The following is a 20,855-nucleotide window of genomic DNA, read 5'->3' as shown; positions in this document are numbered from 1 at the left end:
CTTGCGCGTGAATGCATCCGAATGGACCGATGCGCGGGAATGAATAAGCAGTGGGACAGGTTATTCCTGTACTCGGCACAACTGGGCCGCTGGAGGGGATCGTGGGTAAGAACTACGTCGACATCGAGAACGACCGTGGTGAGTCGCTGCGGTATCGCAAGCACACGAACGGCCGCGGGCTCGTCGCGCACGGCGCCAAGGTGCACCCGAGTGCGATCGTGGAGGCCGGCGCGTACGTCGAGCCGGGCGTCCAGATCGCCGCGGGCGCTCACGTCGGCCGCGGGGTCTGGGTCGAAGCGGACGCCGTGATCGGCCCGGAGGCCGACATCGCCCCCCACGCCCACATCGGGTCAGGTGCCGCGATCGGCGCCGGCGCGAAGATCGGCGTGCGGACGCACATCGGCACGGGAGCCCGGGTCGCCGTGAACTCGCTCATCGGCGACGACGAGACCGTCGGAGACGGCGAGCGCGTCGCCACGGACCGCCGCGGCCTGCGCCTGGCCGCCTGAGTCCCGGCGCGGGTTGCGCCGAGCGCACGGCTTCGCGCCGAGCGCACTGCTTGCTGACGTGTCGAGCCCGTGCACTCGGTACGAACCCGTGCACTCGAGGGGCAGAGTTCAGGCGAGAAGGAACAGCACGAACGCCAGGAGCGGCAGCGTCCCCTGAATCGCCGCGGGCCGCAGGTAGCGCTTGCCGGACGAGATGAGCACGAGGGATGCCGCGAGCATCGAGCCGACACTGAACAGCACGAGGGTGAACCCGGCGATGCGCAGGCCCGAGTCGGGAGCGCCGACCCAGTAGAGGACGAGCCCCAACGCCGCTCCGATCGCGAGGAACAGGTTGTAGAAGCCCTGGTTGTACGCCATCGGCCGCGTGATGTCGGCGGCGGCCTGGTCGGCGACGCCGAACGTCTTCCAGACCCGCGGCGTGCGCCAGCGCACGCTCTCGAGGATGAAGATGTAGACGTGCAGCAGGGCGGCGAGGCCCGCGAAGACCGAGGCGATGACGGCGATCATGAGCGAACACTATCGCCCCGGCTACGCTGAGTCCGTGGCGAAAGGCGGCGGGTCCCGGTCTGGAAAGCCCCGCCCGTCGGCGCACAAAGCGCCCGTGAAGAAGCGCGCGAAGACACCGGCGAAGACCCCTGAGCCGATCGCACCGCCTCCGCCCCCGGAGCGTTTCGTGCTCGGCGCGATCCCCGGGGCCACGCCGGGCGGCTGGATCGACGCGTGGCGCGAGCGGATGCCGCTCTCCCCGCTCGAGCTCGAGCCGATCTCCGTGGCGGATCAGCGGTCGCGGCTCCTGGCGGGCGATCTGGACGCGGCGCTGGTCCGGCTGCCGATCGAGCGCGATGGGCTCAGCGTCATCCCGCTGTACGACGAGGTGACCGTCGTGATCTGCCCCTCCGACTCGCACCTGACCGCGGTCGACGAGCTCGCGCCGGAGGACCTCGCGGGCGAAGTGCTCATCGTGCCGCGCGACGACGCGCTCGGCATCCGCGTTCCCGGCACGGTCGCGCCGGCGTTCGACGCCCCGGAGGACACCGAGCAGGCGGTCGCGGTCGTCGCGACCGGCGTCGGGATCGTGATCGCGCCGATGTCGCTCGCGCGACTGCACCGCCGCAAGGACGTCGCGTCGCGCCCGTTGCGGGAGGCGCCGACGTCCACCGTCGCGCTGGCCTGGCCGACCGATCGGACCACGCCGGCCGTGGAGACCTTCATCGGGATCGTGCGCGGACGCACCGCGAACTCGTCGCGGATGTGAAGCGGGGGATGTCGCCGAGTTGGGTTTCCGCGACATCCCCCGCGGAGCAGCCCGACAGGATCCTCGCGCCCCGATCGCGCCCCATGGATCCTGCGCCCCCAATATCCGTTACCCCCCGGTTCCGGACTGCAGGGCCGCTCCACGATGAAGGAGCGCGACGGCTCAGGTCTGATACATCCCCGGCTGACTTTTCTCAGAAGCCGGATCCGTGGGCCTGGAACGGCGCGACGATGCCCGTGCGGGCGGATGCCGCCGCCAGGGCCACTGCCGGCTCCTCACCCGCAGCCAGCCCTTCGTGCATCGCCGCCAGCAGTTCGCACGCGTCGTCGTCGGCGACGACCACCGGCGCGGCGATCACGCACCGGGTGCCTGCGTGGAGCCACGCACGCGTCATGCCGATCGCCTCCTCCCCCCACCGCACGGACGAGCGACCCGCCTCGCACGCCGAGAGCACAACGAGCGACGGCACCTTCGCCATCCGGTCGATGTCGTAGCCGAACAGCGTGCCGTCAGTGAGGTCCAGGCCCGAGAGCATCGGGGTGTCGGCGGAATGACGGCCGTGGGCGGCGACATGCAGGACGTCGACGCTCGACGAGAGGTCGGTCACGACATCGACGGTCGCGGGATCCGGAATCACCGGCGAGCGCCAGGTCACGGACGCCGCGGCGATCTCCTCCTGAGCCCGCGACACGCGCGGACCGGCGACGAACGCAGCCGTCTCGAGCCGAGTCTCCTGTCCGCGCTGATGGATCCATCGCGACGCCGAACCGGCGAGAGTGACGGCCGAGCCGCGCAGACCCGGGAGCATCGACCACGGGATGCCGCTCAGCACCCCAGGCACGGTGATCACGCAGCGCTGGGCAGCGTGTCGCGCAAGGACGGGATCGATCAGCACCGCCGACAGCGCCGCCAGGCGATCATCGAGCGAGCGGCGGACGATCTCCCCCATCCGGCCGCGCACGGACGCCGCCATGTCCAGATCCGAGCGCAAGCCCGGCAACGCATCGCGGACGCGTGGCCACTCCGCGACGTCGACGAGGGCGACATCGGAACGCCGCGTCACCAGCACGTGCAAAGAGTCCCCGGAGAAGACGAACGAGAGGACCGCCGTTTCCTCATCCAGCGCCTCGCGCAGGTCGTCGAGCCCGACGCGGTTCTGGAGGGCTGCGCCGCCGGTCGTCGACCATTGGCGGTCGCGGATGCGTTCACGAAGTTCGCGCGCGCGTGGCTGTGACTGCCAGTCCCCGCCGTCCGCGCGCAGCATCCTCAGTTCGGAGAGGTCCTCCGCCAGCTGGGGGTCCGGCGGTGGCCGGAGAGGCAGAACCTGCGCGCTCATGTGGCGCGCGCGTTCGGACCACTCGAAGACCGCCTCGGGCCGGCCCGAGCGGACGGCTGCGGCCAGCCCCACGCCGAGGAGGCCGTTGCCCTGCATCACCGCTGATGTCTGCAGGTCGAGGCTGCCGAAATCGCTCAGCCACTCCGCCAGTTCATCCAGCCCTGCGGCGGCGAACCGACGAGCCTGCGCGAGCCGGCCCCGACGTTCGGCGCGGGTCGCGCGAGCCTGGTGGGCAAGGGTGCGCGCCTCCATCGGGGCGCCGTCCGCGAGCCGCACCGGACGCGCCCGCATGTCCTGCACGGCTCCGTGACGCGCGCTCCACACCTCGTGCGTGAACCGCAGGGCGGCTGCCTCTCCGGCGAAGCCGACACGGGCGAGCCCGCGTGCCGTCTCCTCGATCTCCGACCGCGACGGCACGGGACCGGTCGCGCCGACACGGCGTCCGCTGCGCAGCACCTGCCCCGCGCTGAGCTCGGCGCGCATACGCACCGCGTCCGCACGCAGGGCCCACGACGCGCTTCCCAGACCGCGGAATCGGCGAGCCGCATGACGGGCGATCGGTCGCGCACCGACCGGGTCGTGCGCGAGGAGCGATCGGGCGAGGTGGAACTCGGCCTCCGCGCGAGATTGCGGCATCCGCTGACGACCGAAGACTCCAGCCGCGTGAGCGAGCAGGCGCTCCGCTTCTCGCACCTGCCCGGCGTCCCGAAGCACCTCCGCACGGTCCATGTCGCACATCGCCGCGAGTACCGGAGACTGTTCCGCGAGCGTGCTGCGAGCACCGGACATGACCCGCATCGCGGTCACGAGATCACCGGCGAGGAGTGCGAGATACCCCTCGTTGTGCTGCGACTGCGCTTCGTCGATCGGGCTCCCGATCGACGCGAAGATGCGCGATGCCGCGGAGGCGTCCTCGGATGCGGCGCTCAACCGGAGCCGGCGCATGTTGACGAGACTGCGGTTCACGAGCAGGTTCGCGCGCTCCTCGGTGTCCTCGGCCAGGGCGTCGATGCCGCGCGTCAGCCACTTCTCCGAGTCGTCGTACCTTCCCGCCTGCTCGGCGAGGGCGCCAAGCTGTCCCGAAAGGAGCGCGTACGTCCGGGAGTCGATCCCGGGCAGTGCCATCGCCTCGCGGCACAGCCGCTCGCCGCCCTCGGGGTCGCCCGTGCGCGCGCGGATGTAGCCGAGAGTGCCGAGGATGCGCGCCCGCAGGCCAGGATCCTCGGTCAGTTCCTGAGCCGTGAGCAGGTGCCGGGTCGCGGCGGAGTGGCGCCCCTGATTCGCGAGCCGGACCGCCGTCTCGTGAAGTTCCGCCGCGGAACGCGCCATCCCCCCATCATGGCGCCGTTCGCGACGCGCGCGTCACCCCGCCCGCAGCAGCCGCTTCTCCAGCTCTGCCAGCACCTGCACACGCGCTTCGTCCAGGACACGCGCGCACGCCTTCGGCTCGAGGTCCGCCGAACTCGCCAGCCTCTCCACGAGAGCGGAGGCGAGCCGGCCCGCCACATACGGAGCCGCGAACGAGGTCCCGCTCCACAACGCGTAGCCGCCGGTGAAATCGTCGGGATCGATCGTCTCTCGGCGCATCCCGAGACGGTCCGAGCGCGTCCCGGCCTGCACGCCGCCGTTGAGGGGCGGAGAAGTGCTCAGCACCGCGGACCCCGGCGCGTACGTGTGCACCCACGCGCCGATGTTGCTGAAGAGGGCGACGCTGTTGTTCGGATTGAGCGCGCCCACCGCGAGATGCGGAGCGGCATCGACGACGTCCTCGACGGCGAAGTCCGATCCGGGCCAGTTCCATAGCGCCGCGGGGAACGTGGGCCGGTCGGTCGCCTCGTTGCCCGCGGAGCAGACCACGGCACAGCCGTTCCTGCGCGCGAGCGTGAGCAGCTCACTGAGAGTCCGGTCGAAGAGTTCGTCCTCCGGGGTCTCGTGGTAGTACCCCAGCGACAGGTTCAGCACGTCGATGCGCCGGCCGCCCTCCGCGGCCGGGAGCAGCATCCACTTGACCAACGTGCGGATCGCGTACAGGAAATGCCCCTCCAGCAGCGTCCCCTGACTGTCTGCCACGCGCACGGTCACGAGGTCCGCCTCCGGGCACACCTGTCGGATGATCCCGGCAATGAACGTGCCGTGGCCGGCGGACGCATCCAGTTCCCCGTCGAACTGGCCGGAGACGTCGCCGATCACCTCGGGATCCGTTTCCGGGTCGTGGACTCCGAGCCGCACGCCGTCCACAACCGGTGACCGCGTCACGATGTCATCGGTCAGCCACTCGTGCGTGCCGCAACCGGTGTCCAGGATTGCGACGACCGGCCGTCTGCCACCCTTGTCGACGGCGATGCTGCGGCGCGGCGCGGGACCGATGTAGTCGACCACCTGGCGACCGCCGCAGCCGGGTTCGGCGTAACTGTCGACCCCCGGTGCGTTCGTCTTGCCGAACGGGTTGGTCTTGCCGAACGGGTTGGTCTTGCCGAACGGGTTCGTCTTGCCGAACGGGTTCGTCTTGCCGAACGGGTTCGTCTTGCCGAACGGGTCGACCGAGAGGACGTGGTCGAGGCTCACACCGGGGATGACCCGCCCGTTGCGTGCCCGGGCACGCTGCAGCAGGCGCCACGCGTCGATCGGCGGCACCGGCTGATCGTCGCGATCCGGGCTCGGCGAGGGGAAGATCTCGACGCGGTAGATCGTCGGCAGGTCGAATCGCTCGCGGCCTCGACGGGCCCGCTCCCCTGCGGTCTCAGGATCGAGCGGCGAGCCGTCGAGGTTCTGCAGCTCCAGACCCCAGCCGAAGTCCGCCGCCGCCGGACGGAGCACCTCGAGGACCGACTCGACCTTCTCCCCAGACGTGAGCAGCAGATGATCGGGGGCATACGCGGTGGGATACGCGCTGACTCCCCGCACCGGCTCGCTGGTCGGATCGAGCGGCACGCCCTGAGCGCGCGCGGAGTCGTACCGGCGCCTCCACCCCGGCACTCCTCGCTGATCGGAAACCGCTCCGCGGGCAGGGTCGTCGGGGGGCAGATCACTCATGTTCGCTCCTCATCACAGCGGATGCCGCGACCACCGTCGCGGCATCCGACAGGTCACACTTCGAATTGGGGGGTCTGGAAGTCGTGCATCTCGCCGCCGGCGTCGCGGACGACCAGGCGGAGCCGCGAGACACCGGCGGGGACGCTGTCGAACGCGAAGCGGCCGTGCTCGCCCGGGTCGGTGCTGAACTCGCGCTCCCCCTGCACCAGGCGGATCGCGAGGGCCGCGGCATCCACCCACCCGTCGATGCGGCGCGCGCCGTCCTCGGTGGCGCTCACGTGCAGCAGCACGCTCGTCGTCCCGTCGCTGAACTGCAGCGTGGCGGTGTCGCTCTCGCCGCGCACGGCGGCGAGGTCGCCCTCCACGAGGGTCAGCAGCGCGTACTCGCGCGACAGGTCCTCGACGGCGACGGCGGCGACCATCCGGTCGACCAGGTCGGCGGGTGCGGGGTCGACCTCCTGCCACATGAGTCGCATGCGGGCGAACAGCGCGGCGTCCGCTGCGAAGTCCTCGGTGTCCATGTCAGTCCTCTTCCCAGCCGTCGCCCACCAGGAGCGAGCGGAGTTTGCCGAGGCAGCGCTGACGCGTCGGCCCGATCGAGCCGATCGGCATCGCCATGTCCTGGGCGATGCGTGCGTAGTCCGGGCGCTCCTCGAAAGCCACGATGCGCAGCAGGCGCCGGCATCGGTCGTTCAACCTGGAGACGGCATCCCACAGGCGACGGGACTCGTCGTCGGTGGATGCGGTCTGCTCCGCGGACTGCTGGGCGGGAAGGTGAGCCTCCAGGCTCTCGACCTCGGTCGGATCGGCGCGGCGCTGCAGCTTGCCGACGCGCCACGCCTCGCGGCGCGCCACCATCGTCAGCCATCCCGAGATCGCCTGCGGCTCGGTGATCGATTCGTGCCGGCGCACGAGCGTCATCCACGTCGTCTGCACGACGTCCTCGGCGAGCGCCCGGTCGAGACCGTATGCGCGCACGACGTGCCAGAGCAGCGGCGTCATCAGCCGCACGAGGTCATCCATCGCCCGCGTCTCCCCGTCGCGCCAGCGGACGAACAGGGCCGCAGCCCTCTCCCAGCGTGTCGGTTCGGCGGAGTCGACAAAAGCCCCAGCGCTTTCGTGCGTCATGACGCCCATTGTGTCCACACATGCACAGAGCGCGAAAGATCGGGCGTGATACATGTCGGCGGATACATTTCCCACGACCTCAGAATCCGCCTGCGCGCACGTCTAAACTCGCTGCATGACCTCGGCGCCGCTCCTGTACGTCTGCGTGCGCCCGCAGCAGCTCGCCGCGGTCGCCGAGTACGAATCGTTCCGCGCCGCCGCGCGCCTCACGCCGGATCGGCTGGCGACCCTCGACCTCGTGAACGAGCCCCTGCCCGACGACGTCCTGGACCGCTACAGCGGCTTCTTCATCGGCGGAAGCCCGTTCAACGTCACCGACCCCGAGTCCGCCAAACCCGACGTGCAGCGACGCCTCGAGGCCGACCTCGAGAAGCTCGCGACGGCGGTGCTGCACTCGGGCCGCGGGGCCGGGATGTTCACGTGCTACAGCATCGGCATCCTCACGCGCCTCCTCGGCGGCGAGGTCAGCCGAGGCTTCCCGGAGGACACCGGTCCGGTCGGCGTCGAGCTCACCGACCAAGGGCAGGCCGACCCGATCTTCGGCACGATCGCGCGCCGGTTCACCGCACTCACCGCCCACAAGGAAGGCGCCGCGGCCGTGCCGCCCGGCGCGACGCTGCTCGCCACGAACGAGGGCTGCCCGGTGCAGGCCTACCGCCTGGGCGAGCGCCTCTACGCGACCCAGTTCCACCCCGAGCCCACGACCCGCGCCTTCACCGAGCGCATGGCCGTGTACCGCGACGACGGCTACTTCCCGGCGAACGACTACGACACCGTCGCGGGCCGGGTGCTGGCGGCATCCGTCACGGAGCCGGTGCGGCTTCTGCACGCGTTCGCCCGCAGGTTCGGCGCGGCCGAGGACTGAGGTCAGGTCGCGCCGGCGGGCGGGTTCCGCAGCAGCTCGATGCGCTCGGCGAGGTAGCGCTCCAGCGGCATGTATCCGCCCGCCGCGCTCCACCGGATCGAGGGCACCCCGTCGCGCAGCGCGAGGGGGCCGGATGCCGCTCCCCCGTCCACCGCGTCGATATCGAGCTCCTGCCACCCGACGTGCACGGTCTCGCCCTCCGCGAAGCCGCCGCGCCGGGCGGCCGCCGCGAGTTCGGCCCGTTGCCGCTGGGATTCCGCGGCATACCCGCGCCGCGCCTCGGTGCGGGCGCGGAGGATCTCACCGGTCCCGAGCACCCCGTCGTCGGTGAGGAGCAGCGCGCCGAGGTGCCACGCGGTGCCGCGCGGGACGATGCGGTCGGCCCGGCCGATGCCGAGCACCCGGCGGGGGACGACGAGTTCGCCGAGCGCCTCTCGGGGCGCACCGCGCAGCCGGGCGCGGGCGCTCGCGAGGATGTCCTGCGTGCTCACGCGAGGTCGTCTTCGAGCGGGGCGCTGACCCGCGACCGCCGCTCTCCGCGAAGCGTCATCGCGATCAGGGGGAACAGCAGGACCGATAGCACGCCCGCACCCACGAGCACCGCGGCGTGAGCGCTGGACATGACGTCCTCGGCGACGCCGATCGCGGTGACCGCGACGATGATGGGCAGACCCGTCGCGCCGAGGACGCCCACCGAGATGCGGTCCCTCGGCCCCGACCCCTCGGGAGCGGCCAGCATCGACGGGAGGCCCCGCACGACGAGCAGCACCACGAGCAGCACGGGGAGCGCCAGCAGCAGCAGAGGGTCGGCGAGGAGCGACGCAAGATCGAACGTCACCCCGGTGTAGATGAAGAAGACCGGCACCAGGAACCCGAACGCGACGGCTTCGACTTTGCTCTCCACGGCTTCGCGGTCGCGCGCGTCGGCATCGCGCATGAGCAGGCGCCACACGATGCCCGCGGCGAAAGCGCCGAGAAGCAGATCGAGATCGAGGACGATGCTGAGCGCCACCAGGCCCGACAGGATCAGGAACACCACCCGGATCGCGAACTGCCCGGACGTGTGGAGGGTGGAGTTGACGACGCGGTGCATCGCCCCGCGCGGCATCCGGAACGCCAGCCAGATCGCGAGCCCCGCGACGAGCCCGAACAGCACGAGGACGACCGCCTCGATGCCGGGGTTGCTCGCCCCGAGGAAGATGGAGATCGCGATCAGGGGCCCGAACTCGCCGACCGCGCCGATCGCACTGATCGCCTTGCCGAACGGCGTACCGAGCTCCCGTGCATCGCGCAGGATCGGCAGAATCGTGCCGAGAGCTGTCGAGCACAGCGCGATCCCGACGACGATCGCCGCCTGGCCGGGCCAGATCAACCAGGCGATACCGACGCCGGCGACGAGGCTGATGAGCCAGCCGCCGACGGCGCGGCGACCGGTGCGCCCCCGGAACGCGGTGAAGTCGATCTCGGAGCCTGCGACGAAGAACAGCATCGCGAGGCCGAACTCGGACAGCGCGCCGATGAACTCCGACGGCACGGCCCAGCCGAGGAGCGCCGGGCCGAAGAGGATGCCGAGCAGCAGCTCGAAGACGACGATCGGGATCCGCACCCACCGACCGAGTCCGCGCGCGAGCAGGGGCGCGAGCACCGCGAGGAGCGGGATGACGAGAAGCGTCGGCTCGAGCTGGTCCACGGATTCACCGTATCGGGCGGCTCACGGCACGTGGCGGTCCAGCCACTGCATGAGCCCCGGGATAGCGAGCAGGGCCACCGTGCCGTGCGTCGCGAACGGGATCTCCTGGTAGGTCACGCGGATGCCGAGCCCCGCCTCGTGCTCGGCGAACGCCGCCGTGTCCTTCGGGACGACGAGCTCGTCCTTCAGCCCCTGAGCCAGGAACAGCGGCGCGTCGAAGGCCGTCGCGCCGGCGGAGTTCTCGGCGAGCAGGTCGCTCCACGGTGCGGCGGTCGTGGGGTCCGCGATCGTGAAGTCGCCGACGAGCGGCTGACCGATCGCATGCAGCTCGTCGATGTTGCTCAGCAGGCACAGCTCGTTCATCTGCGGCACGGTCTTGAGCGCCGCGGGCGTCAGGATGCTCTCCAGCGGCGCGTCCGGATAGGTCTCGGAGAACGCGGTGAAGGCGTACGAGCCGATCGTGACCCCGGAGATGTCGTCGAGATGGGCGCTCATGAGGTCGGCCAGGTTCGCGGCCGGGGCCGCCGCGGCGACCGCCTGGATCTGCAGCTCGGGGGCGTACTGCGGCGCCTGCTCGGCCGCGAACAGCACGGCCTGACCGCCCTGAGAGTGCCCCCACAGGATGACCCGATCGCTCGCCCGCGCCTCGGGGACGGCCCGGGCGGCGCGCACCGCATCGAGGACGGCATTCCCGCCGGTGATCCCGACGAGGTACGAGTCCGGGCCGTCGGTGCCCATGCCGACGTAGTCGGTCGCGACGACCGCGTACCCGCGGTCCAGGAGAGCGCGGAGACCTTCGATCAGCGAGAACGGATCGAAGGCGTAGGAGGGCGCGCAGTCCCGGGCGGCTCCCGTGGTGGGGTGTCCCCAGGACACGACGGTCCGCCCCTCGGGAGGCGCCGGCAGGAGCGGAACCACGAGCACACCGGTCGCGACCACCGGTTCTCCGGCGGCGGTCGTGGTGCGGTACATGATGCGCCACGCGCGCGCCGCGAGCGGGGCGCCGAGCAGAGGATCGGTCTTCACGATCGTGCCGGGGTCGCCGGTGGCGGCATCCGCGGGCTGCTCGTAGAACGCGTCGATCCCGGGGCGCTCCAGCGCGTCGCCGGCGAAGCGGGCGACCTCGGCCGCGACGACGGCGCCGGTGACGGCCAGGATGCCGGCGATGACCGCCGCGACGAAGCGGAAGCCCGGCCTCACGTCAGGGCCTTCCGTGCGCGCTCGGTCGCGCGGGCGGCGCTCTGCGCGCGCTCGGCCGCCACGGTGCGTTCGGCTTCGAGATCGGTCGCGGCGGCCTCTGCCTTCTCGGCATCCGCTTCGAACCGCGCGAGTTCTGCGCGCAGGTCATCGACGCGTTCGCGGAGGTGGTCGGTGCGCTCGCGCGCCTTCGCGAGCTTCGCGTCGATCTTCGCCAGCTCGCGGTCCGCTTCGCCCGCGGCGCGCTCGGCCTCGCGAAGCTCCCGCTCGGCGGCCTTGCGCGCCCGGCGCTCCGCGAGGTCGTCGCGGCTCGGCGCCGGGGCGTCCGGCACCCCCGGTACGGAGCCGCCGACCGCGTCGGTCAGGTCCACGGGCTCGAGCCCGGTCGCCTCGAGAGTTCGGACCAGGCGCCCGGTCATCACGGCGGCCGCCGCCGCGGCATCCATCACGGCGGCATTGATCGTCTTCTCGATCTCGGTGCGCGCCGACGCGCTGACCGTGACACCCTTCGCGGCCGCGAGATCGGCGGCCTGCGCAGCGAGCGCGGCGACGAGGGCCCGGCGCTGACGGCCGAGGCGGTTCAGCTCCGCGGCGTCCAGGTCGTCCTGCGCCTCGCGCAGCGCAGCGGAGAGCTCGAGCGCGTCGCCGAGCTGACCCTCGCGGGCGAGGAGACCCACCGCCCAGGCCGCGGCCGTCGGCTTGCGCAGCGCCTTGATCTGCGCGGCGAGGGGCCCGTCCGCCTGGTTCGCCCTGACGTTGCGTGCCGCGGTGAACTCGTCGGGCGGCAGCGCGTAGAGCTCGGCGGCGACCGCGTCGAGGTCTGCGGGCGCGGTCATCCGTTCATTCTGTCCGGCCGGCGCTCAGACCGCGACCGTGCGACCCTTCGGTCCGTGAAGTTCGCGGTGAAGGCGCTGCATGCGCTCATCGAGTTCGGCGGCCGTGTCGGCGGCATCCTTCAGGCTCGTGAGGAGCTCCGCGGGAACCTGGCGGTCGTACTTGTAATAGATCTTGTGCTCGAGGCTCGCCCAGAAGTCCATCGCGATCGTGCGGAACTGCACCTCGACCGGCACCGCCACCCGGCCGCTGGAGAGGAAGACCGGCACCTCGATGATCGCGTGAAGGCTCTTGTATCCGTTCGCCTTCGGCTCGGCGATGTAGTCCTTCACCGCGACGACCGTGACGTCGTCCTGCCGGGTGAGCAGGTCGAACAGCCGGTAGGCGTCCGTGGTGAAGCTGCACGTGATGCGGACGCCGGCGATGTCGGTGATCTCTCGGCGGATCGAGGCGAAGTCGGGCTCCACGCCCTTGCGAACGACCTTGTCGACGATGCTGTCCGGCGACTTCACGCGGCTGGAGACGTGCTCGATCGGGTTGTAGTCGTGCATGTAGGCGAACTCGTCGCGGAGGATCCCGACCTTGGTCTCGACCTCCTGCATGCCGAAGCGATACTCCAAGAGGAACCGCTGCATCTCGTCGCGCATCGCGCGCAACTGGGCGGTCGAGAAGGTGAGCTGTTCATCGAGCCCGTCGTCCGGCATCCCTCGACGGTACGGTGGCGGCCTACGAGCCGCCTGGGAGCGCGTGCCCTCCCGAGGTGGTGGGTCTTCCCGCGAGGTGGTGGCTTTCCCCGCGAAACGGTGGCTCCTCCGCCGAGGTGGTGGCTTTCCCCGCGAAATGGTGGGTCCTCCGCCGAGGTGGTGGGTTTGCCCGCGAAACGGTGGCTCTTCTCCCGAGGTGGTGTGCACCATCTCGGGACAAGAGGGACCATTTCGGCGGAAGAGGGACCATCTCGGGAGACGAGCGGGGCCGCGGGCGCGTCAGGCGAGGACGGATGCCGCCTGCCGCGCGGCACCGAGAGCGACGTACTCTCCAGGCGCGGGCACCTCGACCGGAACCCCCAGCACGAGCGGGGCGACCACGCGCACTGCCTCGGACTGCGCACCCCCGCCGATCAGCAGGGCGCGCTCGATCGGCACACCGAGCGCGCGGAGCGCCTCCAGCCCCGCGCCGAGCCCCGCGAGCATGCCCTCCACGGCGGCCCGGGCCAGGTTCTCCCGCGTCGTCGAAGCCAGTGTCATCCCGGTCAGCGACGCGGTCGCATCGGGCAGATTCGGCGTGCGCTCGCCCTCGAAGTACGGCACGAGTGCGAGACCCGCCGCGCCCGGTTCCGCCGACACCGCGAGCCGGCTGAGCTCGGCGTGATCGACCCCGAGGAGACGGGCGATCGCGTCCAGGACGCGCGCCGCGTTGAGCGTCGCGACCAGCGGCAGGAACCGCCCGGTGCAGTCCGCGAAGCCCGCGACCGTCCCTGTCGGATCGATCGTGCGCTGCTCGCTCACCGCGAAGACCGTGCCGCTCGTGCCGATCGAGACGACGACGTCGCCGGGCCCGGCCCCGAGCCCGAGCGCGGCGCCGGCGTTGTCGCCGGCTCCCCCGCCGACCCGCCGGCCGTCCTGGTCGATGACCCACTCCTCCGGGCCGAGCACGCGCGGCAGCGCGGCGTCGTGCCCGAGCGCCGCGATCAGCAGATCGCGGTCGTACCCACCGCTCGCGGGATCCCAGTACCCGGTGCCCGACGCGTCCGAGCGGTCGGTCACGAGCTCGGCGAACACCGGGCCGAGCGGCGACTCACCCTGCGGGCCGAAGCCGCGCAGCCGCCACGTGAGCCAGTCGTGCGGCAGCGCGACGGCTGCGACCCGCGCGGCGTTCTCGGGTTCGTGATCGCGCAGCCATCGGAGCTTCGTGATCGTGAACGACGCCACCGGCACGAGTCCGGTGCGCTGGGCGAGCGCGTCGGCGCCGAATTCGGCGATGAGATCGGATGCCGCTCCCGCAGACCTCGTGTCGTTCCACAGCAGCGCGTCGCGGATCACCCGACCCTCGGCATCCAGCACCACCATGCCGTGCTGCTGCCCGCCGATCGCCCACGCCTCCACGTCACCGAGGCCCCCGGCATCCGCGATCGCCGCCCGCAGGGCCGGCAGCCACGCCTCCGGGTCCACCGACGTGCCGGACGGGTGCGTCGCGCGCCCCTCGCGCACGACCGCACCCGAATCGGCGTCCACGACCAGCACCTTGCAGGACTGCGTCGACGAGTCGACGCCCATCACGAGAGCCATGGCTCTCCTTTCGCACTTCTCACGTTGGCGACACCATCCTGCGGGTCCTGAGCCCGCTCAACCTGTTGGCGCCACTTTCCTGCGTCGGCCCGATGAAACCTCAGGCGCCGACGCAGGAAGGTGTCGCCAACTTGCCGGGAGAAGACCGGGTCAGCCGCGCGCGCCAAGCAGGTGCTCGGTCGCGAGCTGCTGCAGGCGCACGAAACCGAAGCCCTTGCCGCCGAGGTACACCGACGGGTCGAAGTCCTCGTAGGCCGAGCGGTCCGCGAGGAAGTCGTCGTAGGTCTCGCCCTCGTTCAGGGTCGGCACCGAGAGCTCGTCCACGCGGGCGGCGGCCAGCGCTTCCTGCACCTCGGGGTCGGCGCGGAACGCCGCGGCCCGCTCCTTGAGCAGGAGATAGGTGCGCATGTTCGCGGCGGCCGAGTCCCACACGCCGGTCTCGTCCTCGGTGCGCGAGGGCTTGTAGTCGAAGTGGCGCGGGCCGTCGTACGCCGGAACCCCGCCGGGGCCGCCGTTCTCGAGCAGGTCCACGAGCGCGAACGCGTTGTGCAGATCGCCGTGGCCGAACACGAGGTCCTGGTCGTACTTGATGCCGCGCTGACCGTTCAGGTCGATGTGGAAGAGCTTGCCGTGGAACAGCGCCTGCGCGATGCCGGCGGCGAAGTTCAGGCCCGCCATCTGCTCGTGCCCGACCTCGGGGTTCAGGCCGACGAGTTCAGGGCGCTCGAGCGAGTCGATGAACGCGATCGCGTGGCCGAGCGTCGGGAGGAGGATGTCTCCGCGCGGCTCGTTGGGCTTCGGCTCGATCGCGAATCGGATGTCGTAGCCCTTGTCGGTCACGTAGTCACCGAGGAGGTTGACGGCCTCGCGGTAGCGCTCGAGCGCCTGGCGGATGTCCTTCGCGGAGTCGTACTCGGCGCCCTCGCGGCCGCCCCACATCACGAAGGTCTTCGCGCCGAGCTCGGCGCCGAGGTCGAGCTGACGGAACACCTTGCGCAGCGCGAAGCGGCGCACCTGGCGGTCGTTCGAGGTGAAGCCGCCGTCCTTGAAGACGGGCGCCGAGAACAGGTTCGTGGTGACCATCGGGATGATGAGCCCCGTGTCGGCCAGCGCACCCTTCAGGCGGTCGATCTGGGTCTGACGCTCGACGTCGGTCGAGCCGAACGCGAACAGGTCGTCGTCGTGGAACGTGAGGCCGTAGGCGCCGAGCTCGGCGAGCTTCTCGACCGCGTGCACGACATCGAGCGGGTGACGGGTGGGGCCGCCGAACGGGTCGGTGCCGTTGTAGCCGACGGTCCAGAGTCCGAAAGAGAACTTGTCGTCGCGAGTAGGGGTGGGCATGCTGCTCCTTTGCGGAAAATGTTGCTGGTCACAACCTATAACGTTTCGGATGCCGCGTCCAGCGGCATCCGCACGGACATCACGACAGCACGCGCAGCTCGAGGCCGTCCACGTCGACGTGACCCTCCCCGGCCGCGAACGGGCCGATCCAGGCGCCGAGGAACGACGCGGCGGCGACCGGGCTGAGCCCCCGCAGATCCGCCGTACCCAGGCTCGCGCCGGAGACCACGGCCTCGGCATCCGCCCCGTCGATCCGCAGCGCGATCTCGACCGGCGCACCGGCGTCGACCGCGGCTTCGCCGAACACCGCGCGGCCGTCACCGGTGACGAGCACCGCGCGGGCGAGGCCGGTGTCGTCGACCGAGACCTCGAGGTGGCGCTCGTCGCCGACGCGCAGGAGGATGCCGCCCCGCCCGGCGCCCGAGAGTTCCAGCACCGCCCGCGCTTCGACGCGCTCGGCGGGGAGTCGCCGACCGAGGAAGGACTGGTCCTCGAGCCCGGTCGGCTCGCCGCCGCCGCGGAGCCGCACGAATCCCGGGCGGACGGCCGTGTCGGCGAACGTGTGAGGCATCCGGCGGACACCTGTCCAGGCGAGCCCCAACGACCCGTCGAAGTCGTCGTCGAAGGAATCGGGCCCGACGACCTGGTCCGGAACGCCTTCGGCATCGACCTCGCCCTGCACGCGCCCCACTCCCGGTGCGAACAGCGGGCTGCCGCCCTCCCAGTCGACCGGCACGAGGTGCGTCTGGCGTCCGAGGAGGCTGTCCCCGCCGTCGGGGCGCAGACCGGTCGCGAGCAGCACGGCCCACGTACGACCGTCGGCCGCGTCCACGAGATCCGCGTGTCCCACGGCCCAGATGTCGGTGCGTGCACCGAGGTCTCGGTGGGTGAGCCTCGGGTTACCCCGATCGCCACGGTAGGGCCCGGTGATCTCGTCGGCGTACGCGACACTGATCGCGTGCTCGCCGAACGTGCCGCCCTCCGAGGCGAGCAGCATCCATCCGCCCTCCGGGTGCCGGTACAGGTGGGGCCCCTCGGCCCAGACGGCACCCTCGACGGCACCGTGCCAGAGCACGTGCTCGTCGCCGATGACGGCGAACGTCTCGGGATCGAGCTCCCGCAGCCACACCTCGGTCTGGTGGTGCCAGAGTCCGGGCTGGGCGAGGCGCGTGCCGCACAGCCAGACGCGGCCGTCGTCGAACGCGAGCGAGGGATCGATCTCACCCTCGCCTGCGAGCCAGATCGGATCCGACCACGGACCCCGCGGATCGGTCGCGGTCACGACGAAGTGACCGGTCCGCCCGCCCCACTCCTCCGCGTCACCGGCCGCCCCGGCGACGACGGTGCACACGACGAAGAACGTGCCGTCATGGTGCCGGATCGTGGGCGCGAACAGTCCGCACGAGGATCGCAGGCCGGACAGATCCAGCTGGTCGGAGCGCTCGATCGCGTGACCGATCGGCTCCCAGTCCACCAGATTGGTCGAGCGGTGGACCGGCAGCCCGGGCAGGTACTCGAACGTCGAGGTCACCAGGAAATACTCGTCTCCGACCCGGCAGATCGACGGATCGGGATGGCATCCCGGCAGGATCGGATTGCGATAGCGGCCCACGTGTCCTCCTCGAGCGGTGCGGCGTGGGCACGACCATACGGGCAGATTGCAGTTTCCGACAACAAACGTCCTCGAGCCCTACAGTGAGGGAGATGAACGAGCTCCACGCCGCTGAGCGAACAGGCCCCGACGGCGTCCGCCAGCGCAACCTCGCCCGGGTCCTCCGCCTCGTGCACGTCGACGGCCCGCAGTCGCGGGCGGCGCTCACCGAGGCGACCGGGCTCAATCGCTCGACGATCGCCGATCTCGTGGCCGAACTCGTGCGCGAAGGGCTCGTGCAGGAGCGCGCTCCGGAGGCCTCACGGCGCGTGGGTCGTCCGTCTCCGGTGGTCGCCTCCGATCCGCGCGTCGTCGCGATCGCCGCGAACCCCGAGGTCGACGCGCTCACGATCGGCGCCGTACGACTCGACCAGAGCATCGCAATGCGCGCCCGCATCGAGCTGGACGGTCTGATCTCACCCGAAGACACCGCCGCGATGATCTCGGCGCAGGTCGACAGCTGGCGCGCCGGCGGCCTCGCGGACGCGCGGATCGTGGGGGTGGGTCTGGCCGTCCCCGGCCTCGTCCGCGCAGCCGACGGCCTCGTGCGCAACGCGCCGCACCTGCATTGGACCGACGCGCCCGTGCGCGACCTCGTCGCCGGAGCCACCGGCCTGCCGACCACGGTCGGCAACGACGCGAGTCTCGGCGCGATGGCCGAGCACCTGTTCGGCGCCGCGCGCGGCGTCGACGACGTCGTGTACCTCAACGGCGGCGCGAGCGGCATCGGCGGCGGACTCATCGTGGGCGGGATGCCGATCCCCGGCGCCGGCGGCTACGCCGGTGAATTCGGGCAGAACCGTCCGGGCATCGCCTCCCCCGCGGATCGGCGCGCGGGCGACGGCGTGCTCGAGGACGAAGTGAGCAGGGCACGTCTGCTCGCCGCGGTGAAGCTGCACTCCGCGGACGAGCCCACGCTCGCCGAAGCGCTGCGCACGTCCGGGTCGGTGACGGCCGCCGAGGAGGTCGCCCGCCAGCGACGCATCCTGGCGACGGCGCTCGGCAATGCGGTCAACGTGCTCAATCCGTCGGTCGTGGTGCTCGGCGGGTTCCTCGCGACCCTCGCCGACCGCGACCTGGAGGCTCTGGAGGCCGCCGTCGCGGCGCAGGCGATGCCCGCGAACACGGAGGGGCTCCGCATCCGCACCGCCGTTCTCGCGGAGGACCGCCTGCTGATCGGCGCGGCCGAGCTCGCGTTCGGCGACATCCTGCGCGACCCCTCGGCGATCGCCGGCTGATCCCGGGCCAGAGCGCCGGCTGATCCCCCGTCACGTCAGAGCGGCGGCGCGGTCGTCGCCCTCGGCACGAGCCGCGTGGGCAGGCGCACGTGCGTCTGCTCGGGGGTCTCGCCGTTCATGAGCCCGATCAGGAGTCTCGTGGCGACTTCGCCCAAGCGCTGCATGGGCTGACGGACAGTGCTGAGGGCGGGGACGTGTCGCGATGCTTCGGGGATGTCGTCGAAGCCGATCACCGAGAGCTCGTCGGGCACGCTGATTCCCAGTTCATGCGCGGCCCCGAGAACCGCGATCGCGGACAGGTCGTTCGCCGCGAAGATCGCCGTGGGGCGCTCGACCTGCGACAGCAGTTCGTGCGCGAGCTGCCGGGAGGCGTCCTCCTCGTATCGGCCGACGCCCACGAGGCCGGGTTCGAACCGGATGCCGGCCTCCAAGAGCGCGCTGCGGTACCCCGCGTCGCGCAGGACGGACGAGCGCAGGTCGGGGCGGCCCGCGATGAATCCGATGCGGGAGTGGCCGAGCTCGATCAGGTAGCGGGTCGCGAGCTGCGCACCGTGGAAGCTGTCGGACTCGACCGTCGGCAGGTCGGCAGGACCGGTGTGCGGGTCTATCGCGACGATCGGCACCTCGCCTGCCACGTTGACCACGGTGGGGGTGACCATGATGACCCCGTCGATGAGCGTTCCGCTCAACCGGCTCACCGATCGACGCTCCCAGCCCTCGCCGGTGCCGTCCTGCGAGCCTGCGTAGGCCATGAGGTCGAAAGCCGTGCCGCGGACCGCGGCGCCGACGCCTTTGAGGATCTCGGCGCTGAACGGCTCGAAGGCGGGCACGAGGACGCCGATCACACCCGTGCGGTGCGCGCGCATGCTGCTCGCGCCGAGGCTCGACTGGTAGCCCAAGCGCTCCACCACGTCCATGACGCGGCGGATCGTGTCAGGCGAGACGCCGTAGCGACCGTGCACGGCCTTGGAGACCGTGGACACTGACACCCCGGCAGCCGCGGCGACATCGTTGATCGTGGCGCGGCGTCCCATGTCGCGATGATAACGAATGGAAAAGGTTTTCGAAAACGTTTGACACGGCAACAAATCGCTTGCGACACTGAACGCCAGTTCCCGAGCACCACCCATCGGGCACCATTCACGACACCTCCGTGCGCGAGGTGCGACTCGACGAAGAGAACGGAAATCACATGAATGGCAAGAAGCTCCGCGCGGGGTCTGCCGTCCTGATCGCGGGGGCGCTCGCCCTCAGCGGCTGTGCCGGCGGCAGCGGCGACAGCAGCGACGGCGGCGGCGGCGATGTCACGCTCACCTTCTGGCACAACTCGACCACCGGCCCGGGCAAGGCCTACTGGGAAGACACCGCGGCGGCGTTCGAAGAGGCGAACCCCGGTGTCACCGTCGAGATCCAGTCGATCCAGAACGAGGAGATGGACGGGAAGCTGCAGACCGCGCTGAACTCCGGTGATGCCCCCGACATCTTCATGGCGCGCGGCGGCGGCAAGCTCGCCGACATCGTCAAGGCCGGCCAGGTCATGGATCTCACCGACGGCATCACGGACGCGTCGAAGCAGGCCCTCGGCGGCGTCCTGTCCGCCTTCGAGATCGACGGGAAGAACTACGGGATGCCGACCTCGGTCCTTCCGTCGGGCATCTTCTACGCGGGCGACCTGTTCGAGGCGGCCGGCATCACCACTCCCCCCGCCACGATCGACGAACTCGAGACGGCGGACACCGCGCTGAAAGAGAGCGGCGTGGCACCGATCGCGGTCGGCGCGAAGGACGCATGGCCCGCAGCCCACTGGTACTACAACTTCGCCCTCCGCGCCTGCACCAAGGACGTCATGGACGCCGCCGCCGACAGCCGGAGCTTCGATGACCCGTGCTGGTTGAAGGCCGGCGAGGACCTGCAGTCGTTCCTGGAGACGGAGCCTTTCAACGAGGGCTTCCTCACGACGCCCGCCCAGCAGGGCGCCGGGTCGTCCGCCGGACTCGTCGCGAACCACCAGGCCGCCATGGAGCTCATGGGCGCGTGGAACCCCGGAGTGATCGCTTCGCTGACCCCGGACGAGCAGCCGCTCGCCGATCTGCTCTGGTTCCCGTTCCCGGAGGTTCCCGGCGGTGACGGCGAGCCCGGCGCGATGATGGGCGGCGTCGACGGGTACTCGTGCTGGGTGAACGCTCCCAAGGAGTGCGTCGACTTCTTGAACTTCATGGTCGAGAAGGCCAATCAGGAGGCGTACGCCGAAGCCTTCGTGACATTGCCCGCTTCCCAGGAGGCACAGGGCGTCGTGACCGATCCGTCGCTGCAGGAAGTGCTCAAGGCCTACAACGACGCCCCGTACGTCGTCGTCTGGCTGGACACCCTGTACGGCCAGAACATCGGCAACGCCCTCAACGTCGCCGTGGTCGACATGTTCGCCGGCAAGGGCGACGCTCAAGCCATCGTCGATGCGGTCAACGCCGCCGCGGCGAAGTCCTGAGCGGAGAG

At 71.0% G+C, this 20,855-nt stretch carries 19 protein-coding genes; 5 read left to right on the top strand and 14 right to left on the bottom strand.

Annotation, left to right across the window (positions count from 1 at the left end):
• Positions 1-101: 101 nt before the first annotated feature.
• A complete protein-coding gene (locus tag AB0P18_RS04115; protein ID WP_344051649.1) occupies positions 102-509 on the top strand; it encodes a transferase in 408 nt (135 codons plus the stop codon).
• Between the two features lie 108 nt (positions 510-617).
• On the opposite strand, the gene AB0P18_RS04110 is transcribed toward AB0P18_RS04115, so the two are convergent.
• Entirely contained in the window at positions 618-1,016 is a 399-nt protein-coding gene (locus tag AB0P18_RS04110; RefSeq protein WP_344051646.1) for a DUF1304 domain-containing protein, read from the bottom strand.
• A 94-nt stretch (positions 1,017-1,110) separates the two neighbouring features.
• On the opposite strand from AB0P18_RS04110, the gene AB0P18_RS04105 reads away from it, so the two are divergent.
• Positions 1,111-1,764, top strand: a complete 654-nt coding sequence (locus AB0P18_RS04105) for a LysR family substrate-binding domain-containing protein (RefSeq protein WP_363359048.1) — start codon at positions 1,111-1,113, stop codon at positions 1,762-1,764.
• A gap of 193 nt (positions 1,765-1,957) precedes the next feature.
• On the opposite strand, the gene AB0P18_RS04100 is transcribed toward AB0P18_RS04105, so the two are convergent.
• From AB0P18_RS04100 to AB0P18_RS04085, 4 genes are read right to left on the bottom strand one after another with little or no spacing between them, the layout of a single operon-like run.
• Positions 1,958-4,429 (bottom strand): CHAT domain-containing protein, encoded by a 2,472-nt coding sequence (locus AB0P18_RS04100; protein ID WP_363359046.1) that lies wholly within the window; start codon positions 4,427-4,429, stop codon positions 1,958-1,960.
• Between the two features lie 33 nt (positions 4,430-4,462).
• Positions 4,463-6,133, bottom strand: coding sequence for a S8/S53 family peptidase (locus AB0P18_RS04095; RefSeq protein WP_363359045.1), 1,671 nt, complete (start codon positions 6,131-6,133; stop codon positions 4,463-4,465).
• A 53-nt stretch (positions 6,134-6,186) separates the two neighbouring features.
• Positions 6,187-6,654: a hypothetical protein gene (locus AB0P18_RS04090; RefSeq protein WP_363359044.1), complete on the bottom strand. Its 468-nt coding sequence runs from the start codon at positions 6,652-6,654 to the stop codon at positions 6,187-6,189.
• 1 nt (position 6,655) lies between these two features.
• Complete coding sequence (locus tag AB0P18_RS04085) at positions 6,656-7,261, bottom strand: sigma-70 family RNA polymerase sigma factor (protein ID WP_363359043.1); 606 nt, start codon at positions 7,259-7,261, stop codon at positions 6,656-6,658.
• A gap of 115 nt (positions 7,262-7,376) precedes the next feature.
• On the opposite strand from AB0P18_RS04085, the gene AB0P18_RS04080 reads away from it, so the two are divergent.
• Entirely contained in the window at positions 7,377-8,126 is a 750-nt protein-coding gene (locus tag AB0P18_RS04080) for a GMP synthase (RefSeq protein ID WP_363359042.1), read from the top strand.
• 2 nt (positions 8,127-8,128) lie between these two features.
• Here the strand turns inward: AB0P18_RS04080 and AB0P18_RS04075 are convergent, their stop codons facing one another.
• The 8 genes from AB0P18_RS04075 to AB0P18_RS04040 all read right to left on the bottom strand — a co-directional run bounded on the left by AB0P18_RS04075 (position 8,129) and on the right by AB0P18_RS04040 (position 17,085).
• Positions 8,129-8,617, bottom strand: a complete 489-nt coding sequence (locus AB0P18_RS04075; RefSeq protein WP_363359041.1) for a glutaminase — start codon at positions 8,615-8,617, stop codon at positions 8,129-8,131.
• Positions 8,614-9,816 carry a cation:proton antiporter gene (locus AB0P18_RS04070; protein ID WP_363359040.1) on the bottom strand — a complete coding sequence of 401 codons (1,203 nt, stop codon included), beginning with the start codon at positions 9,814-9,816 and terminating at the stop codon, positions 8,614-8,616. Before AB0P18_RS04070 ends, AB0P18_RS04075 begins: the two co-directional genes overlap by 4 nt.
• A gap of 21 nt (positions 9,817-9,837) precedes the next feature.
• Positions 9,838-11,016, bottom strand: coding sequence for an alpha/beta fold hydrolase (locus AB0P18_RS04065; protein ID WP_363359039.1), 1,179 nt, complete (start codon positions 11,014-11,016; stop codon positions 9,838-9,840).
• On the bottom strand, positions 11,013-11,849 hold the full coding sequence (locus tag AB0P18_RS04060; protein WP_363359038.1) for a transposase: 837 nt from the start codon (positions 11,847-11,849) through the stop codon (positions 11,013-11,015). The genes AB0P18_RS04065 and AB0P18_RS04060 overlap by 4 nt, the downstream gene beginning before the upstream one ends.
• Positions 11,850-11,873: 24 nt before the next feature.
• A complete protein-coding gene (locus tag AB0P18_RS04055) occupies positions 11,874-12,551 on the bottom strand; it encodes a GTP pyrophosphokinase family protein (RefSeq protein ID WP_363359037.1) in 678 nt (225 codons plus the stop codon).
• 279 nt (positions 12,552-12,830) lie between these two features.
• On the bottom strand, positions 12,831-14,132 hold the full coding sequence (gene xylB / locus AB0P18_RS04050) for a xylulokinase (protein ID WP_363359036.1): 1,302 nt from the start codon (positions 14,130-14,132) through the stop codon (positions 12,831-12,833).
• Between the two features lie 150 nt (positions 14,133-14,282).
• Positions 14,283-15,473: a xylose isomerase gene (xylA, locus tag AB0P18_RS04045; protein ID WP_363359035.1), complete on the bottom strand. Its 1,191-nt coding sequence runs from the start codon at positions 15,471-15,473 to the stop codon at positions 14,283-14,285.
• 79 nt (positions 15,474-15,552) lie between these two features.
• Positions 15,553-17,085, bottom strand: coding sequence for a family 43 glycosylhydrolase (locus AB0P18_RS04040; RefSeq protein ID WP_363359034.1), 1,533 nt, complete (start codon positions 17,083-17,085; stop codon positions 15,553-15,555).
• A gap of 92 nt (positions 17,086-17,177) precedes the next feature.
• Between AB0P18_RS04040 and AB0P18_RS04035 the strand changes: the two genes are divergently transcribed.
• The gene (locus AB0P18_RS04035; protein ID WP_363359033.1) at positions 17,178-18,362 is read left to right on the top strand and encodes an ROK family transcriptional regulator; all 1,185 of its coding nucleotides are present in this window, start codon (positions 17,178-17,180) and stop codon (positions 18,360-18,362) included.
• Positions 18,363-18,397: 35 nt separating this feature from the next.
• Here AB0P18_RS04035 and AB0P18_RS04030 read toward each other — a convergent pair whose 3' ends face one another.
• Positions 18,398-19,396 carry a LacI family DNA-binding transcriptional regulator gene (locus AB0P18_RS04030; RefSeq protein WP_363359032.1) on the bottom strand — a complete coding sequence of 333 codons (999 nt, stop codon included), beginning with the start codon at positions 19,394-19,396 and terminating at the stop codon, positions 18,398-18,400.
• 158 nt (positions 19,397-19,554) lie between these two features.
• Here AB0P18_RS04030 and AB0P18_RS04025 point away from each other — a divergent pair, with 158 nt between their 5' ends.
• Positions 19,555-20,847, top strand: coding sequence for an extracellular solute-binding protein (locus AB0P18_RS04025; RefSeq protein ID WP_363359031.1), 1,293 nt, complete (start codon positions 19,555-19,557; stop codon positions 20,845-20,847).
• The last annotated feature ends 8 nt before the right edge of the window (positions 20,848-20,855 follow it).

The organism is Microbacterium sp. NPDC064584 (genome assembly GCF_040687315.1).
In the GTDB taxonomy this organism is placed as follows: Bacteria; Actinomycetota; Actinomycetes; order Actinomycetales; family Microbacteriaceae; genus Microbacterium; species Microbacterium lacus.
The sequence above is the reverse complement of the archived record's forward strand: the minus strand, read 5'-3'. Positions and strand labels throughout refer to the sequence as shown.